The sequence below is a fragment of the Onishia taeanensis genome (assembly GCF_003268885.1).
GTDB classification, from domain to species: Bacteria; Pseudomonadota; Gammaproteobacteria; order Pseudomonadales; family Halomonadaceae; genus Onishia; species Onishia taeanensis_A.
Genome location: NZ_QLSX01000014.1, coordinates 17,890 through 35,645, shown reverse-complemented (window position 1 = coordinate 35,645; position 17,756 = coordinate 17,890). Strand labels below are relative to the sequence as shown.

Here is a 17,756-nt window from a genome sequence, read left to right as displayed (position 1 = left end):
CTCGTCGACGCCTCTCTTGCGACGATGACCTGCCCCATGCGACTCACCTCTAGCGCGCAAAGCCCCGAATCCATCGGCTTCCTGCTGCTGCCGCGCTTCGCCATGGTGGCCTTCTTTTCCGCCATCGAGCCGCTGCGCATCGCCAACCGCATCAGTGGACGCCCGCTCTTCCACTGGGAGGTAGTCAGCCGCGACGGTCGGCCGGTAACGGCCTCCAACGGCATGTCGCTCGACGCCGACCATAGCCTCGAGGATGCCCCTCTGACCCCGAGCCTGGCCGTCTGCTCGAGCTTCGCCCCCGACGATGCCATCGACGACACGCTGATTGCCTGGCTGCGCGAGCGCGCTACACAAGGCTGCGTGCTGGGCGGCATGGATACCGGCTGCGTGGTGCTGGCCGCCGCCGGCCTGCTCGATGATCAGACCGTGACCCTGCACTGGGAGTCTCTGCCTGAGTTCCGGGCCCGCTTTCCCCGAGTCGACGCCGTGGAATCGCTCTACGAGGTGACGCCCGAGGGCTTCTCCTGCGCCGGTGGCAGCTCGGCCATCGACATGAGCCTCGATTTGATTCGCCGCCGCCATGGCGACGACCTGGCCGAGCGGGTGTGCGACCAACTGCTTCACGACCAGGGGCGTCGACCGGCCAGCCGCCAGCGCGACCCGGTCTGGCGCGACCCGCTGATGCCCGAAGACCCGCTGCTGACCCGCGCCATCGCCCTGATGGAAGCCAACCTGGATACGCCGCTCGGCATCGCCGAGCTCGCCGCCGAGCTTGGGCTTTCCTGGCGGCGGCTGGAGCGGCTCTTCGTGCGCCAGCTGGGCACCTCGCCACAGCGCATCTATATGACACGCCGGCTGGATCATGCCCACCGGCTGCTGCGGGAGACACGCCACAGCGTCATGGAGATCGCGCTGGCCTGCGGCTTCGGCTCGGCCTCAAGCTTTACCCGGGCCTTTCGTCGCCATCACGGGCTGACGCCCAGCGCGCTGCGGGGTCGGCCATCGGGCGCCTCTTCAAACAGTCCGTTCTCGAATCACGAACCCTCGAATCACGAACTGTCGAATCGTGCATAGTCGGCGTCGAATCCAGACGCTCTCTTTGCCGCCCGTCTTGGCATGCTGACGCAACGTCACTCATTGCCGAGGAAGTCTCATGACCGACCTGCCGATCACCCCCGATTACGATGCCTGGCCTATCGATGTTGCCCTCGACGCCGTGTCCTTCTCGCCGCGCCTTTTGACCGTGCACTGGAAGGACGGCCGCGTTAGCCGCTACCACAGCATCTGGCTGCGCGAGAACGCCGCCGACGACACCACCATCAACCCGGCGACCCGCGAGCGCATCCTGGATCTTTCCAGCCTGCCCGCCTGGCCGGAAATCGCCGGCGCCGAGATCGATGCCGCCGGCGCCCTGTGCGTGGATTTCACCCCGGAGGACCGTCGACTGCGCTTCCACCCGGGCTGGCTGCGCGCCAACGACTATGACCAGCAGCATGACAAGGCCGCCGACCCGGAAGCGCCGCTGGTGCCGGTCACGACCTGGCTGGGTGGCCCGGACGGCGGGCCCGATACCCTCGACGCATCAGGCCTGCTCGAGACCGCACCGGACAGCGAAGCGGAAGAGGCGATGCTCGCCCCGGCACTCGAAAGCGTGCTCGGCAAGGGGCTGGTGCGGTTGCGCAACCTGCCCACCGAGCCTGGCTCGCTTTCCGCCATTGCCGGGCGCATCGGCCCGATGCGCCCCACCAACTTCGGCGCGCTGTTCGACGTCAAGGCCAAGCCGGACCCGGACTCCAACGCCTACACCTCCATCGCCCTGCCGCCCCACGTCGACCTGCCAACCCGCGAGTACCACCCGGGCCTGCAGATGCTGCACTGCCTGGAGAACAGCGTGGAGGGCGGCCAGGCCGTGATGCTCGACGGCTTCGCCATCGCCGAGGCGCTGCGCGATCACTACCCGCAGGCCTGGGCGACGCTGACCCGCGTGCGCTGGCGCTACGCCAACACCGCCAAGACCACCGACTACGTCTGGCACGAACCGATGATCCGCCTCGACGCCCGGGGTGAGCTGCTCGAGGTGCGCATCGCCGACTTCCTGCGGGGCCCACTGGATGCTGCCTTCGAAGACATCGAGCCCGCCTATGAGGCGCTGATGACGCTCCAGCGGCTGTTGCGCGACCCGGCCTTCGCTATCCGCTTCACTTACCGGCCCGGCGACCTGGTGATTTTCGACAACCGCCGGCTGCTGCACGCCCGGGATGCCTTCGAAGGCCAAAGCGGCCATCGCTGGCTGCAGGGCTGCTACATGGAGCGCGACGAGATTCGCTCGCGCTACCGCATGGTGCAGCGCGCCCAACGGCGGCGCCGCCTGACGGCAGAAGCCTGATACGTCCGGAAAGAAGAGCCCTGAGACAAACGTCCTGGCGAAAGAGGCTGGCACAGGGCTGAGGAGGCTTAGCCCGGTCCCCGGGCGGCGGTCTGGCTGGGCGTCTCGCTGAAACGGGCGCGATAGGCGCGGGAAAAATGCGTCAGCTGCTGGAAGCCAGTGGCCATTGCCGCTTCGGTGACCCGGCAATGGCTGCCGGCGAGCAGACGCTGCGCCCGGTCCAGACGCATGCCCAGATAGCACTGCTTGGGCGTCTCACCAAAGTGCGCCAGGAACAGCCGCGCAAGCTGGCGCTGCGACTGTCCCACCATCCGGCAGATCTCCGGAATCGGCAGCGCCTGGGCCAGGTTGGCCTCCATCACCGCCAGGCTCTTGACCACACTGCGCGGCAGCCCCGCATAGCGCACCTGCTGCTCATCGTCGGACGACGCCTCATGGCGATGGTGCACCAGCTGGCGCCCCACGGCGTCGGCTAGCGCCGGGCCATAATCGCGAGCGATACGGTCCAGCATCATATCGATGCCGGCAGTGCCCCCGGCCCCCGTCTGTCGCGTGGCATCGGCTTCGAAGCGCTCACGGCTGACCCGTAGCTGCGGAAACTCGCGACGAAAGGCCGGCACACTTTCCCAGTGCAGCGCCACCCGGCAGCCCTCCAGCACCCCCGCCCGCGCCAGGATGAAGGGCGCGGTATCCAAGCCGCCCAACCACCCACCATGGGCCGCCAAGCGGCGCAACACGGCTCGCTCCCGGGCCGTGACCACCGCCTCTGCCTCGTAGGACGACACCACCATCAGGTGGGCATCGTCAGGCACCGAGGCCAGATCGCCGTTTACCTCGATGCAGACGCCGTTGCTCGCCACCACGCCTTGGCCATCCATCGAGCGCAGTCGCCAGGCAAATAGGTTTCGACCAAAACGGTTGGCGACGCGCAGCGGCTCCAGCATGCAGAACAGCGTCAGCATCGAGAACTTGGGCACCAGCCAGACGTCCAGGGTTTGCTCGGCCTGCTCGGGCGAGAGCAGCGGCGGCGAATCCGGACGCGGATACGGCCAAGCCTCTGAGTAGTCATTCATATTGACCAAAAATATCAATCTTATGGCTAATTTAGTTCAATTCTATGGCCGGTCTGCCGCTAGGGTAAAGCGAGTCGCGTCATCGGTGCCGCTGGCCACGGAGCTAATGACGCCTCAGCGCATCTGCCACAGCACATCTGTACAGCACATCGCCCCAGGAGCCTCAGGAACAGGCTCTCAGCATTACCCGGAGATTCATCGCCATGACCACAAGCGCCAAGGCAACGCTGTCCGCCGACGGACAGCGCCTGCTCCTCGACATCGACGCACAGCCCCGCGAATTCGCGGCCCTATGGCTGCGAGAACGGGCGCCCGATGCCGAGACGCTGGACCCTCTCACCGGCCAGCGGCTGATCGAGGCCGCCGAGCTGCCGCTCGACCTGGCCCTGGAGCGCGCCGAGCTGGTCGACGATGCCCTGGCCCTGCGCTTCAGCGATGGTCACCACGTTCACTTCCCGCTGGACGCGCTGCTCGGCGACAGTCGCCAAGGCAGTGACCGCGCCAGCGCCGATGACCTCGTCGCCCCGGGACGCCTGCTGTGGGATGCGCAACGGGCCAAGCCACACCATGCCGACTTCGCTGCCGCCATCGACGACGATGCCGCCCTGCTCGAGATGCTCGAGGGGCTGCATCGCAACGGCTTCGTCGTGGTCTCCGGTGTGCCCACCGAAGAGGATGGCATGCAGGCGCTTATGGAGCGTGTCGGGCCGCTGCGCCGCACCAACTGGGGCGGCATTGCCGACGTCAAATCGGTGGCCAATGCCTATGACCTGACCATGACCCAGCGCGGCCTGGAACCGCATACCGACAACCCCTATCGCGACCCGATTCCCGGCTATATCTGGCTGCACTGCCTGACCAATGCCGCCGACGGCGGCGACAGCACCCTGGCCGACGGCTACCGGGCGGCCCAGCTGCTTCGTGAGCGCGACCCGGCGGCCTTCGACTGCCTGACCCGGGTTTCGCCGGGCTTCCGCTACCGCGACGCGACCACCTGGCTTGAGAGCGAGGGACCGCTGATCGAACTCGACAGCCAGGGGCGCATTTTCCGCGTGCGCTACAGCAATCGTACCGAGCGCGTCGAGGCACTGCCCGCCGAGGAACTGGCGCGCTACTACGCCGCCCGTCAGGCCTTCTACCAGCTGATCACCTCCGACGAGCTGACCCTGAACCTCAAGCTCGATCCGGGCCAGATGCTGATCATGGACAACTACCGCCTGCTGCACGGTCGTCGCGCCTTCGAGCTGGCCGGCGGCGTGCGCCACCTGCGCCAGGGCTACGTGGATCGCGACAGCACCGCCAGCCGCCGTCTGGTGCTGCGCCAGCAGCTGGCCAGCGCCGAGGAGGCCGCATGATAAAGGCCAGCTTCCGGCATTTCGGTGAAGCCCGCCGCGACGAGTGGGCGCTGATCGATGATCGCTTTCGCGACTACGTGGCCGACGCCCCGCGGCGGGTGCTCGAGCACCTTCACCGCCTGGCAGGCGACACTCACGGCTATCCGGTGGATCGCTTTGAACACAGCCTGCAGACCGCCACTCGGGCACTGCGCGACGGTGCCGACGAGGAAATGGTGGTCTGCGCCCTGCTGCATGACATCGGCGACGACCTGTCGCCGGCCAACCATGCCGAGATCGCGGCCGGGATTCTCGAGCCGTTCATCGACCCGTTGAACACCTGGATGATTCGCCACCACGAGCTCTTTCAGGGTTATCACTACCGCCACTTCTTCGGCCTGGATCGCCACGCACGCGAGCAATTTGCGGACCATCCCGCCTATGCGCGCACGGTGCGCTTCTGCGACGACTGGGATCAGGCCAGCTTCGACCCCGACTACGACACCCTGCCGCTTGACCACTTCGTGCCGATGGTCGAGCGCGTGCTGAACCGAGACCCGTTCGGCGGCCTGCCGGCGATCCGCGAGGAGGCGACAGCGCCATGACCTGTGCCCAGCAACTCGTCGCCCTGCTCGAGGCCTACGGCGTCGACACTGCCTTCGGCATCCCCGGCGTGCATACCATCGAACTGTATCGCGCCCTGGGCACCAGCGGGCTTGCCCACATCACGCCACGCCATGAACAGGGCGCCGGTTTCATGGCCGACGGCTACGCCCGCGCCAGCGGCAAGCCGGCGGCCTGCTTCATCATCAGCGGGCCCGGCATGACCAACATCGCCACCGCCATGGGTCAGGCGCTGGCCGACTCGGTGCCGATGCTCGTCATCTCGAGCGTCAACCAACGCGCCAGCCTGGGCCGCGGCCAGGGGCGGCTTCACGAGATGCCCCATCAGGGCGAGACGCTGTCTGGCGTCAGCGTGTTCAGCCACACCCTGCATGAGCCGACGGCACTGCCAGAAGTGCTGGCTCGCGCCTTCGCGGTGTTCGCGAGCGCCCGCCCGGGCCCGGTGCATATCGAGATCCCGCTCGATGTGATGGCAACACCGATGCCTGAGGGCTCGCCCTCCCCGGCGCACGTCTTTCCGCCGGCCCCGGCGCCGGAGGCCCTGGCATTGGCCGCCGACTGGCTCGCCAACGCCGAACGCCCGCTGGTGCTGCTCGGCGGCGGCACCGTCGCCGCTCCCGAGGCGGCTCAGGCACTGGTCGAACGCCTCGATGCCCCGGCCTTCACCACCATCAACGCCAAGGGCGTATTGGGTCAGGATCACCCGCTGGATCTGGGCGCCACCATAAGCCTGCCTGCCGCTCGGCGGCTGGCCGCCGAGGCCGACGTGGTGCTGGCGCTGGGCACCGAGATCGGCGAGACCGACTACGACCTGGTATTCGACGGCGGTTTCCGGCTCGATGGCCGCCTGATCCGGGTCGATATCGACCCCCAGCAGTTGGGCCGCAACCAGGCGGCGGACCTGGCCATGCTCGCCGAGGCCGGCCAGGCCATGCGCGGACTTTTCAGTCAGTTGAGTCAGCAGCCGGCCGATGCCTCTGTGCAGCATGCTTCTGCCCGCAATGGCGCCGACCGGGCCGACGAGGTGCGCGGCGCGCTGGCCCTCGCCGACGACCAGGAGCTCGCGCCCTATGTGCCGCTCTACGCCACCCTGCGCGCGGCGCTGCCCGACGCCATCGTGGTCGGCGATTCCACGGGCCCGGTCTATGCCGGCAACTTCCTGGCCTCGATGCCGGCCCCGCGCCGCTGGTTCAACGCCGCGACCGGCTTCGGCACCCTCGGCTACGGCCTGCCCGCCGCCCTTGGCGCCGCCACGGCACGGCCCGACCTGCCGGTGGTCGCCCTGGTCGGCGATGGCGGCCTGCAGTTCGTGCTCGGCGAGCTTGGCACCGCCCGCGACCTTGGCCGGCCGGTCGCCGTGGTGATCTGGAACAACGACGGCTATGACGAGATTCGCCGCTACATGTCGCTAAGCGACATCCCGCACCTGGGCGTGGACCTGGCCGCGCCAGACTTCCGTGCCCTGGCCGAGGCCTATGCCTGCCGCTACCTCAGCGTGACCGACCCGGCGAGCCTGCACGACGCCCTGGGCCGGCTCGACGACGCCGCAAGCCCGCTGATCATTGAGGTCGATGCCGCCGCCTGGGCCGCGTCGCTCTAACGCCCCGGGGCCTCGAACCGCCATGGGCCGGCATTGCCGGCTCACAACAACGATAAGGAGACGTCTACGCATGAAGTCGTCACGCAGCACCCTGACCCTGCTCGCGAGCCTGGCCCTGGCCGGCCCCGCCCTCGCCGACACCAACACCGACCGGGACGACACCCTCAGCCTGGTGGTACCGCCCTGGCCGGGCGTGACCGTCAAGAGTGAGATTTTCTCGCAGCTCATCAAGCCGCTGGGCTATACCATCGAGATCCAGGAACTCAGCTCGACAGTGGGCTACAACACCCTGCAAACCGGCGACAGCGATGCTTTCCTGGCCGGCTGGCTGCCCGCGCAGCAGGAGAGCTACGACGCCGCCATGCAGGCCGGCGCCATCGTCGATCTTGGCAACAACGTCAACGGCGCCCGCATGGGCTTCGCCGTACCGGGCTACGTGTATGAGGCCGGCATCACCAGTGCCGAGCAGCTGGCCGACCCAGACGTGGCAGAGCGCTTCGACAACCGCATCTTCAGCATCGAGAGTGGTTCCACGGTCACCGACATGCTCGACGGCGCCATCAGCGCCAATACCTACGGTCTTGGCGACTGGGATATCGCGGCCTCCTCGACGCCGGGCATGCTGTCCATGGTCAAATCCGCCGTGGCAGAGCAGAAGTGGGTGCTGTATTACGGCTGGACGCCGCACTGGATGGTGCCGGAATACGACACCCGCATCCTCGACGATCCGCAAGGCGTCTTCGGCCCCGACAACGGCCGCAGCGACGTCAAGACCATCGTTTCCAAGGCCTACGCCGAGGCCAACCCGAACCTCACCCAGCTACTCGATCAGTTCGTGTTCTCGGCCGATGAGCAGAGCGAGTTCATCAGCGCCTACAGCCTTCAGGAACGCGACCTCGACGTCGTGGCCCATGACTGGCTGGCCGACCACCCCGAGCGCGTGGCCGCCTTCCTCGAGGGCGTCGAGACCCGTGACGGCCACGACGCCCTGACGGCGGTGGAGGCCAGCCTATGACGGCGATGCGATTCTCCCGCCTGACCGAGCGTATTGCCGGCGAAGGCGCCGCCGCCTGGGATATCCACAACCGGGCGCTGGCGCGCAAGGCCGCCGGCGAGGACATCACGGTGCTGTCGGTGGGCGACCCGGACTTCGCGACCCCGGCACCGATCGTCGAGAGTGCAGTGGCGAGCCTGCGCGGCGGCGCCACCCATTATCCCGACGTTCAGGGCAAGCAGGACCTGCGCGAGGCCATCGCCGCGCGGTATCGCGCCCACGGCGTCAATGCCACACCGGATCAGCTGATCGTCATGGCGGGTGCCCAGTGCGGCCTCTATGCCACCGCCCAGTGCCTGCTCGACCCCGACGACGAGGTGATCGTCCCCGAGCCGAGCTACGTCACCTATGAAGCCGTGCTGCGCTCAACCGGCGCCCGCATGGTGCACATTCCGCTGCGCGGCGACGACGACTTCCGCCTGGATGTCGCCGACATCGAGGCCGCGATCACCCCGCGCACCCGGGCGATCATGCTCAACAGCCCCCACAACCCCACCGGCCAGCTGATCGACGCCAAATCCTGGGCCGCCATTGCCGCGCTGTGCCATCGCCATGACCTATGGCTGATCTCCGATGAGGTCTACGCCGAGCTGGTCTTCGAGGGCGAACACATCTGCGCCGCGAGCCTGCCCGTCATGGCCGACCGCACCGTGGTCATCGACAGCCTCTCCAAGTCCCATGCCATGACCGGCTGGCGGCTGGGCTGGGTGCTCGGCCCGCAGAAGCTGATCGACCATATGGCCAACCTGGCGCTTTGCATGCTCTATGGCTGCCCGGAGTTCATCCAGGACGCCGCTCGCGATGCCCTCAGTCAGGATCTTCCCGAGCGCGAGCTGATGCGCGAGACCTACCGGGCGCGTCGCGACGCCGTATGCGCCGCACTCGCCAACTGCTCGGCCATCGACGTCATCACCCCGGCGGCGGGCATGTTCCTGATGATCGACGTGCGCGCTACCGGGCTTTCTTCCCAGACCTTCGCCGACCGCCTGCTCGACGACGAGGGCGTGTCGGTGCTGTCGGGGGAGGCCTTCGGCCCCTCCGCTGCCGGCTTCGTGCGCCTGAGCCTGACCGTCGACGAAGAACGTCTGCGCACGGCCAGCCAGCGTCTGGCGCGCTGCGCCGAAGCGGCGCGGGAAGATGCCGCTGCTCTTTCCACTGCAGAGTGAATCGCCTATGACATCATCGCTACACGTCACTCCGTCGGCCTCTAGCACGCTAGCGGTAGAGGCCCGCCACCTCGTCAAGCGCTACGGCGATCTCGAGGTGCTGCGCGACGTCTCCCTCGAGGTCCCCGAGGGCAGCGTCACCTCCATCATCGGCGCCAGCGGCTCGGGCAAGAGCACCCTGCTGCGCTGTCTCAACCTGCTGGAGCGCCCCAACCTCGGCGAACTAGCGATTGCCGATGAAGCCATTCGCTTCGACCGCAACCCCAAGGGCGACGTCGTCGGCCTCGACAGGCGCCAGCTGCAGCGGCTGCGCGCCAAGGTCAGCATGGTCTTCCAGCAGTTCAACCTCTGGCCCCATTTCACGGTGCTTGGCAACGTCACCGAGGCCCCGATGCGGGTCAAGGGCCTGTCACGGCGTCGCGCCAATGCCCTCGCCGAACACTACCTGGAGCGGGTCGGCATGGCCGACAAACGCGACAGCTATCCGGCCTATCTTTCCGGCGGCCAGCAGCAGCGGGTAGCGATCGCCCGCGCGCTGGCCATGGAACCGCGGCTGCTGTTGTTCGATGAGCCGACGTCGGCGCTGGACCCGGAGCGGGTCAGCGAGGTACTCAGCGTCATCCGCGGCCTGGCCGACGAAGGACGCACCATGGTGCTGGTGACCCATGAGATGGCCTTCGCCCGAGATGTATCCGACCAGGTGGTATTTCTCGATCGCGGTGTCGTCGGCGTCGCCGGCACCCCGAGCGATGTCTTCGAGGACAGCGATCACGAGCGCTGTCGTCACTTCGTGGCACCGACCGTTTGCTAGCAGCGCCGATGTCACACCCCCCTGATGCAAGACCCACAAGAGCTTTAAAAAGCCAAGGAGACCACAATGAAACGCACCCTGATGATGACCGCCGCCGCCCTGACGCTCGGCCTGAGTATGACGGCCCAGGCCGCCGAGCCGCTGAAGATCGGCATTTCTGCCGAGCCCTACCCGCCCTTCACCTATACCTCAGCCTCAGGCGAATGGACCGGCTTCGAGGTTGAGCTGGGTATGGCCATCTGCGAGGCCATGGACGAGGCATGCGAGATCACCCCCACCGGCTGGAGCGGCATCATCCCGTCGCTGAAATCCGGCCGCATCGACATGATCATGAACTCGATGTCGATCACCAAGGCACGCCAACGGGTCATCGACTTCAGCCAGCCCTATTACTTCACGCCGGGCGCCTTCGTGGCCGCCGACGATCTCGCCCTCGAGGTTCCGCAAGGCCTGGACGGTCTGGTACTTGGCGTGCAGTCCGCCACCACCAACGCCACCTATGCCCGTCGCGCCCTGCGCGACAACGTCGGCGACATCCGCCTCTACGATCAGGCCGAACAGGTCAATCGTGATCTACTGGCCGGCCGCCTGGACGTGATCCTGGCCGACAAGATCGCCATGACCGAGTTCCTGGAGCGCGACGAAGCCGACGGCTACGAGATCAAGGCCACCGCCCCGCGCCACGAGGCCTACGGCGAAGGCGTGGGCATCGGCATCCGCAAGGGCGACGACGCCCTGAAGACGAAGATTGATGCAGCCATCACCCAGGTCCGTGACGACGGCACCTGCAGCACCCTGTCCGAGGAATACTTCGGCACCGACATCTGCACCTGATCCCGGTCCTCGACGACGTTCGCCCGGCAGGTGGCCATTGCCGCCTGCCGGCCTCGCCCTGTCTTATCAAGGACGCGACACACCATGAACACGGTTTCCCAAGAGGGGTTGCTCGACTGGGCCGGCCCCATTCTCCAGGGTGCCCTGACGACCCTTGAGATCGCCGTACTGGCCTATGCCATCGGCCTGGTGCTGGGCCTGATCGGCGCCAGCGCGCGTTTAAGCCCCTGGGCCCCGCTGCGCGGCCTGGCCACCGCCTACTCGACGGCGGTTCGCGCCGTCCCCGAACTGCTGCTGATCATCCTGCTTTACTACGCAGGCTCTCAGGCGCTCACCGCGCTGATCCACGCCATGGGGCTGCCTGGCCAGATCGCCATCAATGGCTTCGTTACCGCCGTTGGCGTGCTGGCCTTCGTCCAGGGCGCCTACATGACCGAGGTACTGCGCGGCGCCATCCTGGCCATTCCCAAGGGCCAGCTAGAGGCGGCCGACGCCTTCGGCTTCTCCACCTGGGCGCGCTTTCACCGCATCGTGATTCCCGCCATGCTGCCCAACGCCCTGCCCGGCATGTCCAATCTGTGGCTGATCCTGATCAAGGACACCGCCCTGATCAGCGTCATCGGTTTCAGCGAGCTGTTCTTCACCATTCAGCAGGCCGCCGCCAGCACCCGGGCCCACTTCCTGTTCTACGCCGCCGCCGGCGTCATCTACCTGCTGATGACCCTGACCTCCACCGCGCTCTTCGCGCGCCTGGAGCGCTACGTGCGCCGTGGCCAGCCCGCACCCGAGGAGGCCTGACATGGACTTTTCCTGGCTCGCCGATCCCTTCTATCAGGAATATCTGCTCGAAGGCTTCGTCAACACCCTGTGGCTGGTCGCCGTCTCCGCGGTAGGCGGCCTGATTCTGGCCGTGGCCGTCGCCATGGCACGCCTCAAGGGCCCTCGTCCGCTGGCCTGGTTCGCTCATGGCTTTACCACCGTGATGCGCGGCACGCCGCTGCTGGTGCAGCTGTTCTTCTTCTACTACGGCGTCGGCCGCCTGCTGGAAGGCATACCCGGGGTGCAGGACAGCCTCATCTGGCCGATCCTGCGCGATCCCTTCTTCTACGGCGCCCTGACCTTCATTCTGAGCGTTGGCGCCTACTCCGGCGAAGTGCTGCGCGGTGCCCTGCTCAGCGTGCCGCCCGGCGAACGGGAGGCCGGCCGAGCCTTTGGCATGTCGCCTTTCCAGGTCTTCTTCCGGCTGTGGCTGCCCCGCGCCATCCAGCTATGCCTGCCGACGCTGACCGGCGAGATGATCCTGCTGCTGAAATCCGTGCCGCTGGTCTCGACCATCGCGCTGATGGACCTGCTGCAGGCCGCCAACATCATTCGCGACGAGACCTTCCTGGTGTACGAGCCGCTGATGCTGATCGCCGGCATTTATCTGGCGATGACCATGGTGCTGACCCTGGTGCTGCGACAGGTGGAGCGCCACTTCCCCGGCATGCAGCCGACGCGCCACCGCTGGCTGCCGGTTCGCGGCAAGGAGCAGGCCCCATGCAAGAACTGATGCACCACTTCATTGACAACCGCTGGGTCGCGAGTCGCGGGGATCAGCGCCTGGCGGTCACCGACCCTTACCGCGAGACCGTCATTGCCGAGGTCACGGAAGGCTCGGCGAAGGACGTGGACACCGCGGTGAGCGCCGCCCGTCGCGCCCTGCCTGAGTGGCGGGCGATCGGCGGCAAGGCGCGCGGCGACTACCTCGACGCCCTGGCCGGCGCGCTCGAGGCCCGCCGAGATGAGCTCGAGACACTCTCCAGCCGCAACAACGGCAAACCCCGTGCCGAGGCCGAGCAGGATCTGTCCGATGCCATTGCCTGCTATCGCTATTACGCCGGCGAGGCCCGCCGCCTGGAGGCTCGCCAGGGCGAAGCGGTGGACACCGGCGAACCCGGGCTGATCGCACGCCGCTATCAGGACCCGGCCGGCGTGGCCGGGCTGATCACACCCTGGAACTTTCCGCTGGTCAGCAGCGCCTGGAAACTCGCCCCAGCGCTGGCCGCCGGCTGCACGGTGGTCTTCAAACCCTCTGAAGTGACGCCGCTGCCGGAACAGGCATTGGCCGAGATCGCCCTGGCGATTGGCCTGCCGGCCGGGGTCTTCAACCTGGTGCACGGCGATGGCAAACACGTAGGCGCGGCGCTTACCGGCCACCCTGGCGTCGACAAACTCTCCTTCACCGGCAGCAATGCCGTCGGCGAAGCGGTGATGGCTGCCGCCGCCCGGGGCACCCGCAACGTGTCGCTGGAGCTTGGCGGCAAGTCGCCGATTGTGGTCACCGAAGACGCCGACCTCGACTTGGCCTGTGAGCTGGTGCTGGCCGGGTTCTGCTACAACGCCGGCCAGATGTGCTCGGCCACCTCGCGACTGCTGGTGCACCAAAGCATCGCCGAGGCGCTCTTTGAGCGCTTGAACGCCGCCATAGTCGAGCTAAGTGCCGGCGACCCCCAGCTTGCGACCACCACGCTCAGTCCGCTGGTCAACGCCGCCCAGCGTGAGCGGGTGAATGCCTACCTGGCGATTGCCGAAGGCGAAGGGCTGGTTGCCACCACGGCGGATGCGATAGCCCTGCCCGCCCAAGGCTACTTCGTCGCCCCCCGCGTGTTCCGTGATGTACCCGCGACAAGCCGCCTGTGGCGTGAAGAGATCTTCGGCCCGGTGCTGTGCGCGCGAGCCGTAAAGGACGACGACGAAGCGGTGGCGCTCGCCAACGACAGCGACTTAGGCCTGGCCGCCACCGTGGTCGCAGGCGATGCCGCGCGAGCCGAAGCCCTGGCGAGCCGACTCACCGCCGGCAATGTCTGGTGCAACAGCTACCAGGTGGCGCCACCAGGGCTCGGCTGGGGCGGCATGAAGAGAAGCGGCATCGGTCGCGAGCTCGGGCGTGCAGGCCTCGATGCCTACCTTGAGACCCGCTACGTCACCCGCCCCGCCTGAGGCAAACCGCCCTCAGGCACCTGCCCGGGCCACCTCTCTGCCTAGCTCATTCAGCACACATCACAACCTCGTCAGGCAAAAGCCGGCGAGGTTGTGTTGCGTGAGGGAATTCGCCAGTATCTTTCAGTAGTGGCTCAAGTACAGGCCGATAGCGGAACAAGAGCGCTGAGTCCCTAGACTTGTGTCGCCGCGTCATAGGGCGACCGACCGCAGGGTGTTCCGGCAAAACACGCAGGCACGCGACCCCTGCATAGGCTGCAGTTTTATACCAATACTTCTATATCTATTAATTGGCTAGGCAAAAAAGATGGCGCGCTAGACAACATTATTGAACGCGCATTAGTGTTCAATCTAGTAAGCGAGCATGCAGTCTAATACCTGTTAAATGAATGATAAAAATTCGGAGATTTGATGAAAAATTTTGACTCAAGAACCTATAGTATTAATGACTTTCTAGAGTGGCATGAGAACGATCAGCTCGAGCTATCACCAAAATTCCAAAGAAGATCAGTTTGGACTGATACAGCCAGATCGTATCTAATGGATACGATCGTAAGCGGCAAGCCTATACCTAAGGTTTTTATTAGACAAAAACTCAACCCTCAAACAAGAAAATCCATCAGGGAAGTGGTCGATGGACAGCAACGTTTGCGTACAATTTTATCCTTTATGAAAGATGGATTTAGAATAAGCAAGAGGCATAACAAAGAGTACGGAGGGCTATATTTTAGCCAATTGAATGAAGTTGATGAAAACATCCAAAGCGACATTCTAAATTATGAAATATCAGTTGACCTTCTCGTCAATATGTCAGACCCCGATGTTTTGGATGTTTTTAGTAGGCTGAACTCCTACGCAGTAACATTGAATGAGCAAGAAAAAATTAACGCCAATCACTTCGGACCATTTAAAACGACAGCGGACCGGTTGGCGCACTTGAATTACTCTTTTTGGACGGAAAACCGAATCATTACGGAGCAAAACGTCCTGAGGATGAATGATGTGCAAATGGCTGCCGACCTCATAATTGGAATGATTGAGGGAATACAGTCAAAAAAGCAGATCAAAAAGTACTACGAGTTTTACGAAAAGGATTTTGATTACGACACAGAAGAGCTGGAAGCAAAATTCCAAAATATACTCTTTATTATAGGAGAGCTTTTTGGCGACAACTTGAAGAAACGTGAGTTTAGAAGACCCCATGTTTTTTACTCCCTTTTTATGTCCATATTCCATATGGAATATGGAGTTCCAAACATGGAATCTCATAGGGAGAGCATTGCGTCGATAGGTTATGCCAGGGCATCGCAAAGATTAGAGAAAATTGATTATATCTTCGAAGAAGAAGAGAAGGATCGGCTAAATCGTGATGAAAGGCAGTTTCTTGAAGACTGCCGCAGGGCGACAACAGATAAAGCCGTTCGAATTCGAAGAAGTGAATATATTTCTAGAGTCCTGACGGAGTGAACTGTGTCTTTATCTGATTCTGTTACCAACTTTAGGTCAGGCGTTTCTGAAATCAACTCGATTACTCAAAAGGCATACGATACAGACCCCAGTGGAAATGATATATTCAGCGAAGACCAGAAAGAGTTTATAGTATCTTCAGCTTTCTTAAAGATGTTTATATTCTGGGAGTCATTTGTCGAAGACACGTTTGCAAAATATCTTGTTGGTGAAGTTTCAACGAATGGCACCTACGTAAATAAATTCGTCACACCCAATGATAGGGGGCACGCGCTGAAAATATTGATTGGCACTCAGAAATATGTTGACTGGGCCAATCATGAGATAGTGAAGCGGCTCTCAAAATTATATTTTGAGGACGGGGAGCCTTTCTCGACAAATATATCGTCAATCACAACTGAGCTAGCTGACCTTAAAACGATTAGAAACGCTGCTGCGCATTTGAGCAGCACAACTCAGCATCAACTAGATGCATTGGCAAGTAGGGTGCTAGGTAGTCAGGTGAGCAATACAACTGTTGGGCAGTTCATTGTACAGTTGCACCCGACTAATACATCTAGGACTATCTTACAAAATTATCAAGATATTTTAGATGTGGCCGCTGAAAATATCGCAGCAAATCGCACTTAACCAATGCATCAACGGGACCGGTTTGCTCCGCTGCGCCACACAGGCCGGCCCGTTATACCAGCGTTAAACTACTGGATTTAAAATAATTAAAACGATTCAGCTGATCGCCTGCTGTGCAACTAGCTTTACCGATCAAGTATGTCAGCATCACTTTTCTACTGGCCATTACCATCAACGCGATCGTCATACTATTTCTTCGAGAATCACCCTTGGTGTATGCCGTTATTCCTTTCAACCTCGCTTATGTTTTTTAGTTGCCTGGCTGGCTAAAGTCGCATACAGCTATTTCATGGCAATCATCACCATACTACTGGTTATCTTTCCCATCAGAGTTATCTGCATCACGATACTAGCTTATAGTAGGGCATTCAAAGAATTAAAGCACTTGGGGTACAAGAGCGGCTTTTTAGGAGACCTAAAAAAATTTAAACAGCGCAGGCAAGGGACACTGGACGCTCATTTCTCGCGCCGTTTATTGCGAGCGTTACACATACTGGACTAGGATCCATAGAGCAACGGCATCACTTTGAACCACACGCTTGAGTCAGAAGGACCAGTGCTGCCCCCTCCTCGGCTCACCTTCCAACGTGGACCAAAGCTAAACACAGCCCCCGCCGAGAGGCCATCTCACACCGACGATTGTTACGCGAAGTGTCTAATCTCACTCAACCCTCTCGCACTTGGCGCGGGGTCTTGCCGAAGTGCTGACGAAAGGCGCGCGAAAAGCTCGATGCGCTGGTGAAGCCGCAGGCCAGCCCCACGGAAAGAATATCCAGATCGGTGCCGGTAAACAGATAGCGGACGCATACTAGCCGTGTGGCTCTCAAGACCTATCTCGAAACCCGCCCCCCGCCTGGGCGAGCCGCTCTCAGTCACCAGCCAGGCTCAATGACCGTGCCGCCCAATGGCCAAATAACATATTCAACACTCACCACTTCTTCATACGGCAGCACCAACAGCCGGCGAGGTTGTGTTCCGTATGAGAATTCACCAGTATCTTTCAGTGGTTGTTCATTACATGCCGGTAGAGGAAGGCGAGGGTGCTCATTGTCTGGGCCTGTGTCGCCGTGCCATATGGTGACCTATCGCAGGATGTTGCGCAACCACGCGAATCCTGCATAGCTTGCAGCACCATGGATAGTTTCATGAATATCAAATAATTGATCACCCTAGGGTGTGCAAGATAATATCTTGAATGCACACGCGCGTTCAAAGCAATAAAAGAGCGTGCAACCCAATACCTTATATAGCTTTAAGAGTTCTCATGGAAGATGTTTTAGATAAGCACAAGCAAGAATTTGATGAAATAAGGCGGCTATGCTTGTTATGTCACGGGTTAGACTTAACGAGTAGCACCATTTTCGGTAGCGAAACATATTCAAATCCTACGATAGAGACGAAGTCTATACTGCATAGCTTGTTATCAAGTCACTTACTGAGACTTGCTGTAGCTATAAGAATAAACCTGTACCAAGAATCAATCGAGAATATAACCATTCCGGTGGAAACGATGGTAGCCGGATATTACGAGGATCATGAGCTAATAGTCAAACCAGTAACTATTAAGGATATATGTGATAAGATCATTCATGCCGATAGCGTTACCAAGCCAATATTCCCGAAGAATTTATTAGATAGCGATGTAAAAATATCTTTCCAGCTTAAAGGCACTAATAGAAAAAGGGCCTGGACATTAAACTTAAGCCTTGAGCTTTTTGCAGAAACTGTATTGAAATTGCTTGACCGTATTGACCATGTCAGTTATTAACAAGCGCCTGCAAAGTAATTTATTTTC

General features: G+C 62.2%; 17 protein-coding genes. 15 read left to right on the top strand and 2 right to left on the bottom strand.

Features of this window, described 5'->3' with window-relative positions; translation table 11 throughout:
• Positions 1-36 precede the first annotated feature (36 nt).
• Together BCL93_RS15735 and BCL93_RS15730 are read left to right on the top strand one after the other, a co-directional pair.
• Positions 37-1,074 carry a GlxA family transcriptional regulator gene (locus BCL93_RS15735; protein ID WP_112056193.1) on the top strand — a complete coding sequence of 346 codons (1,038 nt, stop codon included), beginning with the start codon at positions 37-39 and terminating at the stop codon, positions 1,072-1,074.
• 79 nt (positions 1,075-1,153) lie between these two features.
• Positions 1,154-2,386, top strand: a complete 1,233-nt coding sequence (locus BCL93_RS15730; RefSeq protein WP_112056192.1) for a TauD/TfdA family dioxygenase — start codon at positions 1,154-1,156, stop codon at positions 2,384-2,386.
• A 68-nt stretch (positions 2,387-2,454) separates the two neighbouring features.
• Here the strand turns inward: BCL93_RS15730 and BCL93_RS15725 are convergent, their stop codons facing one another.
• Positions 2,455-3,459 carry a GlxA family transcriptional regulator gene (locus BCL93_RS15725; RefSeq protein WP_112056191.1) on the bottom strand — a complete coding sequence of 335 codons (1,005 nt, stop codon included), beginning with the start codon at positions 3,457-3,459 and terminating at the stop codon, positions 2,455-2,457.
• A gap of 203 nt (positions 3,460-3,662) precedes the next feature.
• On the opposite strand from BCL93_RS15725, the gene tmpA reads away from it, so the two are divergent.
• The 12 genes from tmpA (at position 3,663) to BCL93_RS17170 (ending at position 15,961) form a co-directional block, all read left to right on the top strand.
• Positions 3,663-4,814, top strand: a complete 1,152-nt coding sequence (gene tmpA, locus BCL93_RS15720) for a 2-trimethylaminoethylphosphonate dioxygenase (RefSeq protein WP_112056190.1) — start codon at positions 3,663-3,665, stop codon at positions 4,812-4,814.
• On the top strand, positions 4,811-5,398 hold the full coding sequence (locus BCL93_RS15715; RefSeq protein ID WP_112056189.1) for an HD domain-containing protein: 588 nt from the start codon (positions 4,811-4,813) through the stop codon (positions 5,396-5,398). The genes tmpA and BCL93_RS15715 overlap by 4 nt, the downstream gene beginning before the upstream one ends.
• Positions 5,395-7,017 (top strand): 5-guanidino-2-oxopentanoate decarboxylase, encoded by a 1,623-nt coding sequence (locus BCL93_RS15710; protein ID WP_112056188.1) that lies wholly within the window; start codon positions 5,395-5,397, stop codon positions 7,015-7,017. Before BCL93_RS15715 ends, BCL93_RS15710 begins: the two co-directional genes overlap by 4 nt.
• Before the next feature lie 70 nt (positions 7,018-7,087).
• Positions 7,088-8,032 carry a glycine betaine ABC transporter substrate-binding protein gene (locus BCL93_RS15705; protein WP_112056187.1) on the top strand — a complete coding sequence of 315 codons (945 nt, stop codon included), beginning with the start codon at positions 7,088-7,090 and terminating at the stop codon, positions 8,030-8,032.
• Positions 8,029-9,237: a pyridoxal phosphate-dependent aminotransferase gene (locus tag BCL93_RS15700; RefSeq protein ID WP_309251241.1), complete on the top strand. Its 1,209-nt coding sequence runs from the start codon at positions 8,029-8,031 to the stop codon at positions 9,235-9,237. The genes BCL93_RS15705 and BCL93_RS15700 overlap by 4 nt, the downstream gene beginning before the upstream one ends.
• A 7-nt stretch (positions 9,238-9,244) precedes the next feature.
• Entirely contained in the window at positions 9,245-10,048 is an 804-nt protein-coding gene (locus BCL93_RS15695) for an amino acid ABC transporter ATP-binding protein (protein WP_112056186.1), read from the top strand.
• Positions 10,049-10,114: 66 nt separating this feature from the next.
• A complete protein-coding gene (locus tag BCL93_RS15690; RefSeq protein WP_258396632.1) occupies positions 10,115-10,882 on the top strand; it encodes a transporter substrate-binding domain-containing protein in 768 nt (255 codons plus the stop codon).
• 84 nt (positions 10,883-10,966) lie between these two features.
• Positions 10,967-11,680: an ABC transporter permease gene (locus tag BCL93_RS15685; RefSeq protein WP_112056185.1), complete on the top strand. Its 714-nt coding sequence runs from the start codon at positions 10,967-10,969 to the stop codon at positions 11,678-11,680.
• Between the two features lies 1 nt (position 11,681).
• On the top strand, positions 11,682-12,434 hold the full coding sequence (locus tag BCL93_RS15680) for an ABC transporter permease (RefSeq protein ID WP_112056184.1): 753 nt from the start codon (positions 11,682-11,684) through the stop codon (positions 12,432-12,434).
• On the top strand, positions 12,422-13,864 hold the full coding sequence (locus BCL93_RS15675; RefSeq protein WP_112056183.1) for an aldehyde dehydrogenase family protein: 1,443 nt from the start codon (positions 12,422-12,424) through the stop codon (positions 13,862-13,864). Before BCL93_RS15680 ends, BCL93_RS15675 begins: the two co-directional genes overlap by 13 nt.
• A gap of 411 nt (positions 13,865-14,275) precedes the next feature.
• Positions 14,276-15,331, top strand: a complete 1,056-nt coding sequence (locus tag BCL93_RS15670; protein WP_112056182.1) for a DUF262 domain-containing protein — start codon at positions 14,276-14,278, stop codon at positions 15,329-15,331.
• A gap of 3 nt (positions 15,332-15,334) precedes the next feature.
• Positions 15,335-15,961: a hypothetical protein gene (locus tag BCL93_RS17170; RefSeq protein ID WP_146742504.1), complete on the top strand. Its 627-nt coding sequence runs from the start codon at positions 15,335-15,337 to the stop codon at positions 15,959-15,961.
• 665 nt (positions 15,962-16,626) lie between these two features.
• On the opposite strand, the gene BCL93_RS15665 is transcribed toward BCL93_RS17170, so the two are convergent.
• Complete coding sequence (locus BCL93_RS15665; protein ID WP_258396629.1) at positions 16,627-16,788, bottom strand: helix-turn-helix domain-containing protein; 162 nt, start codon at positions 16,786-16,788, stop codon at positions 16,627-16,629.
• Between the two features lie 437 nt (positions 16,789-17,225).
• Between BCL93_RS15665 and BCL93_RS17165 the strand changes: the two genes are divergently transcribed.
• On the top strand, positions 17,226-17,729 hold the full coding sequence (locus tag BCL93_RS17165; protein ID WP_146742503.1) for a hypothetical protein: 504 nt from the start codon (positions 17,226-17,228) through the stop codon (positions 17,727-17,729).
• Positions 17,730-17,756: the final 27 nt, after the last annotated feature.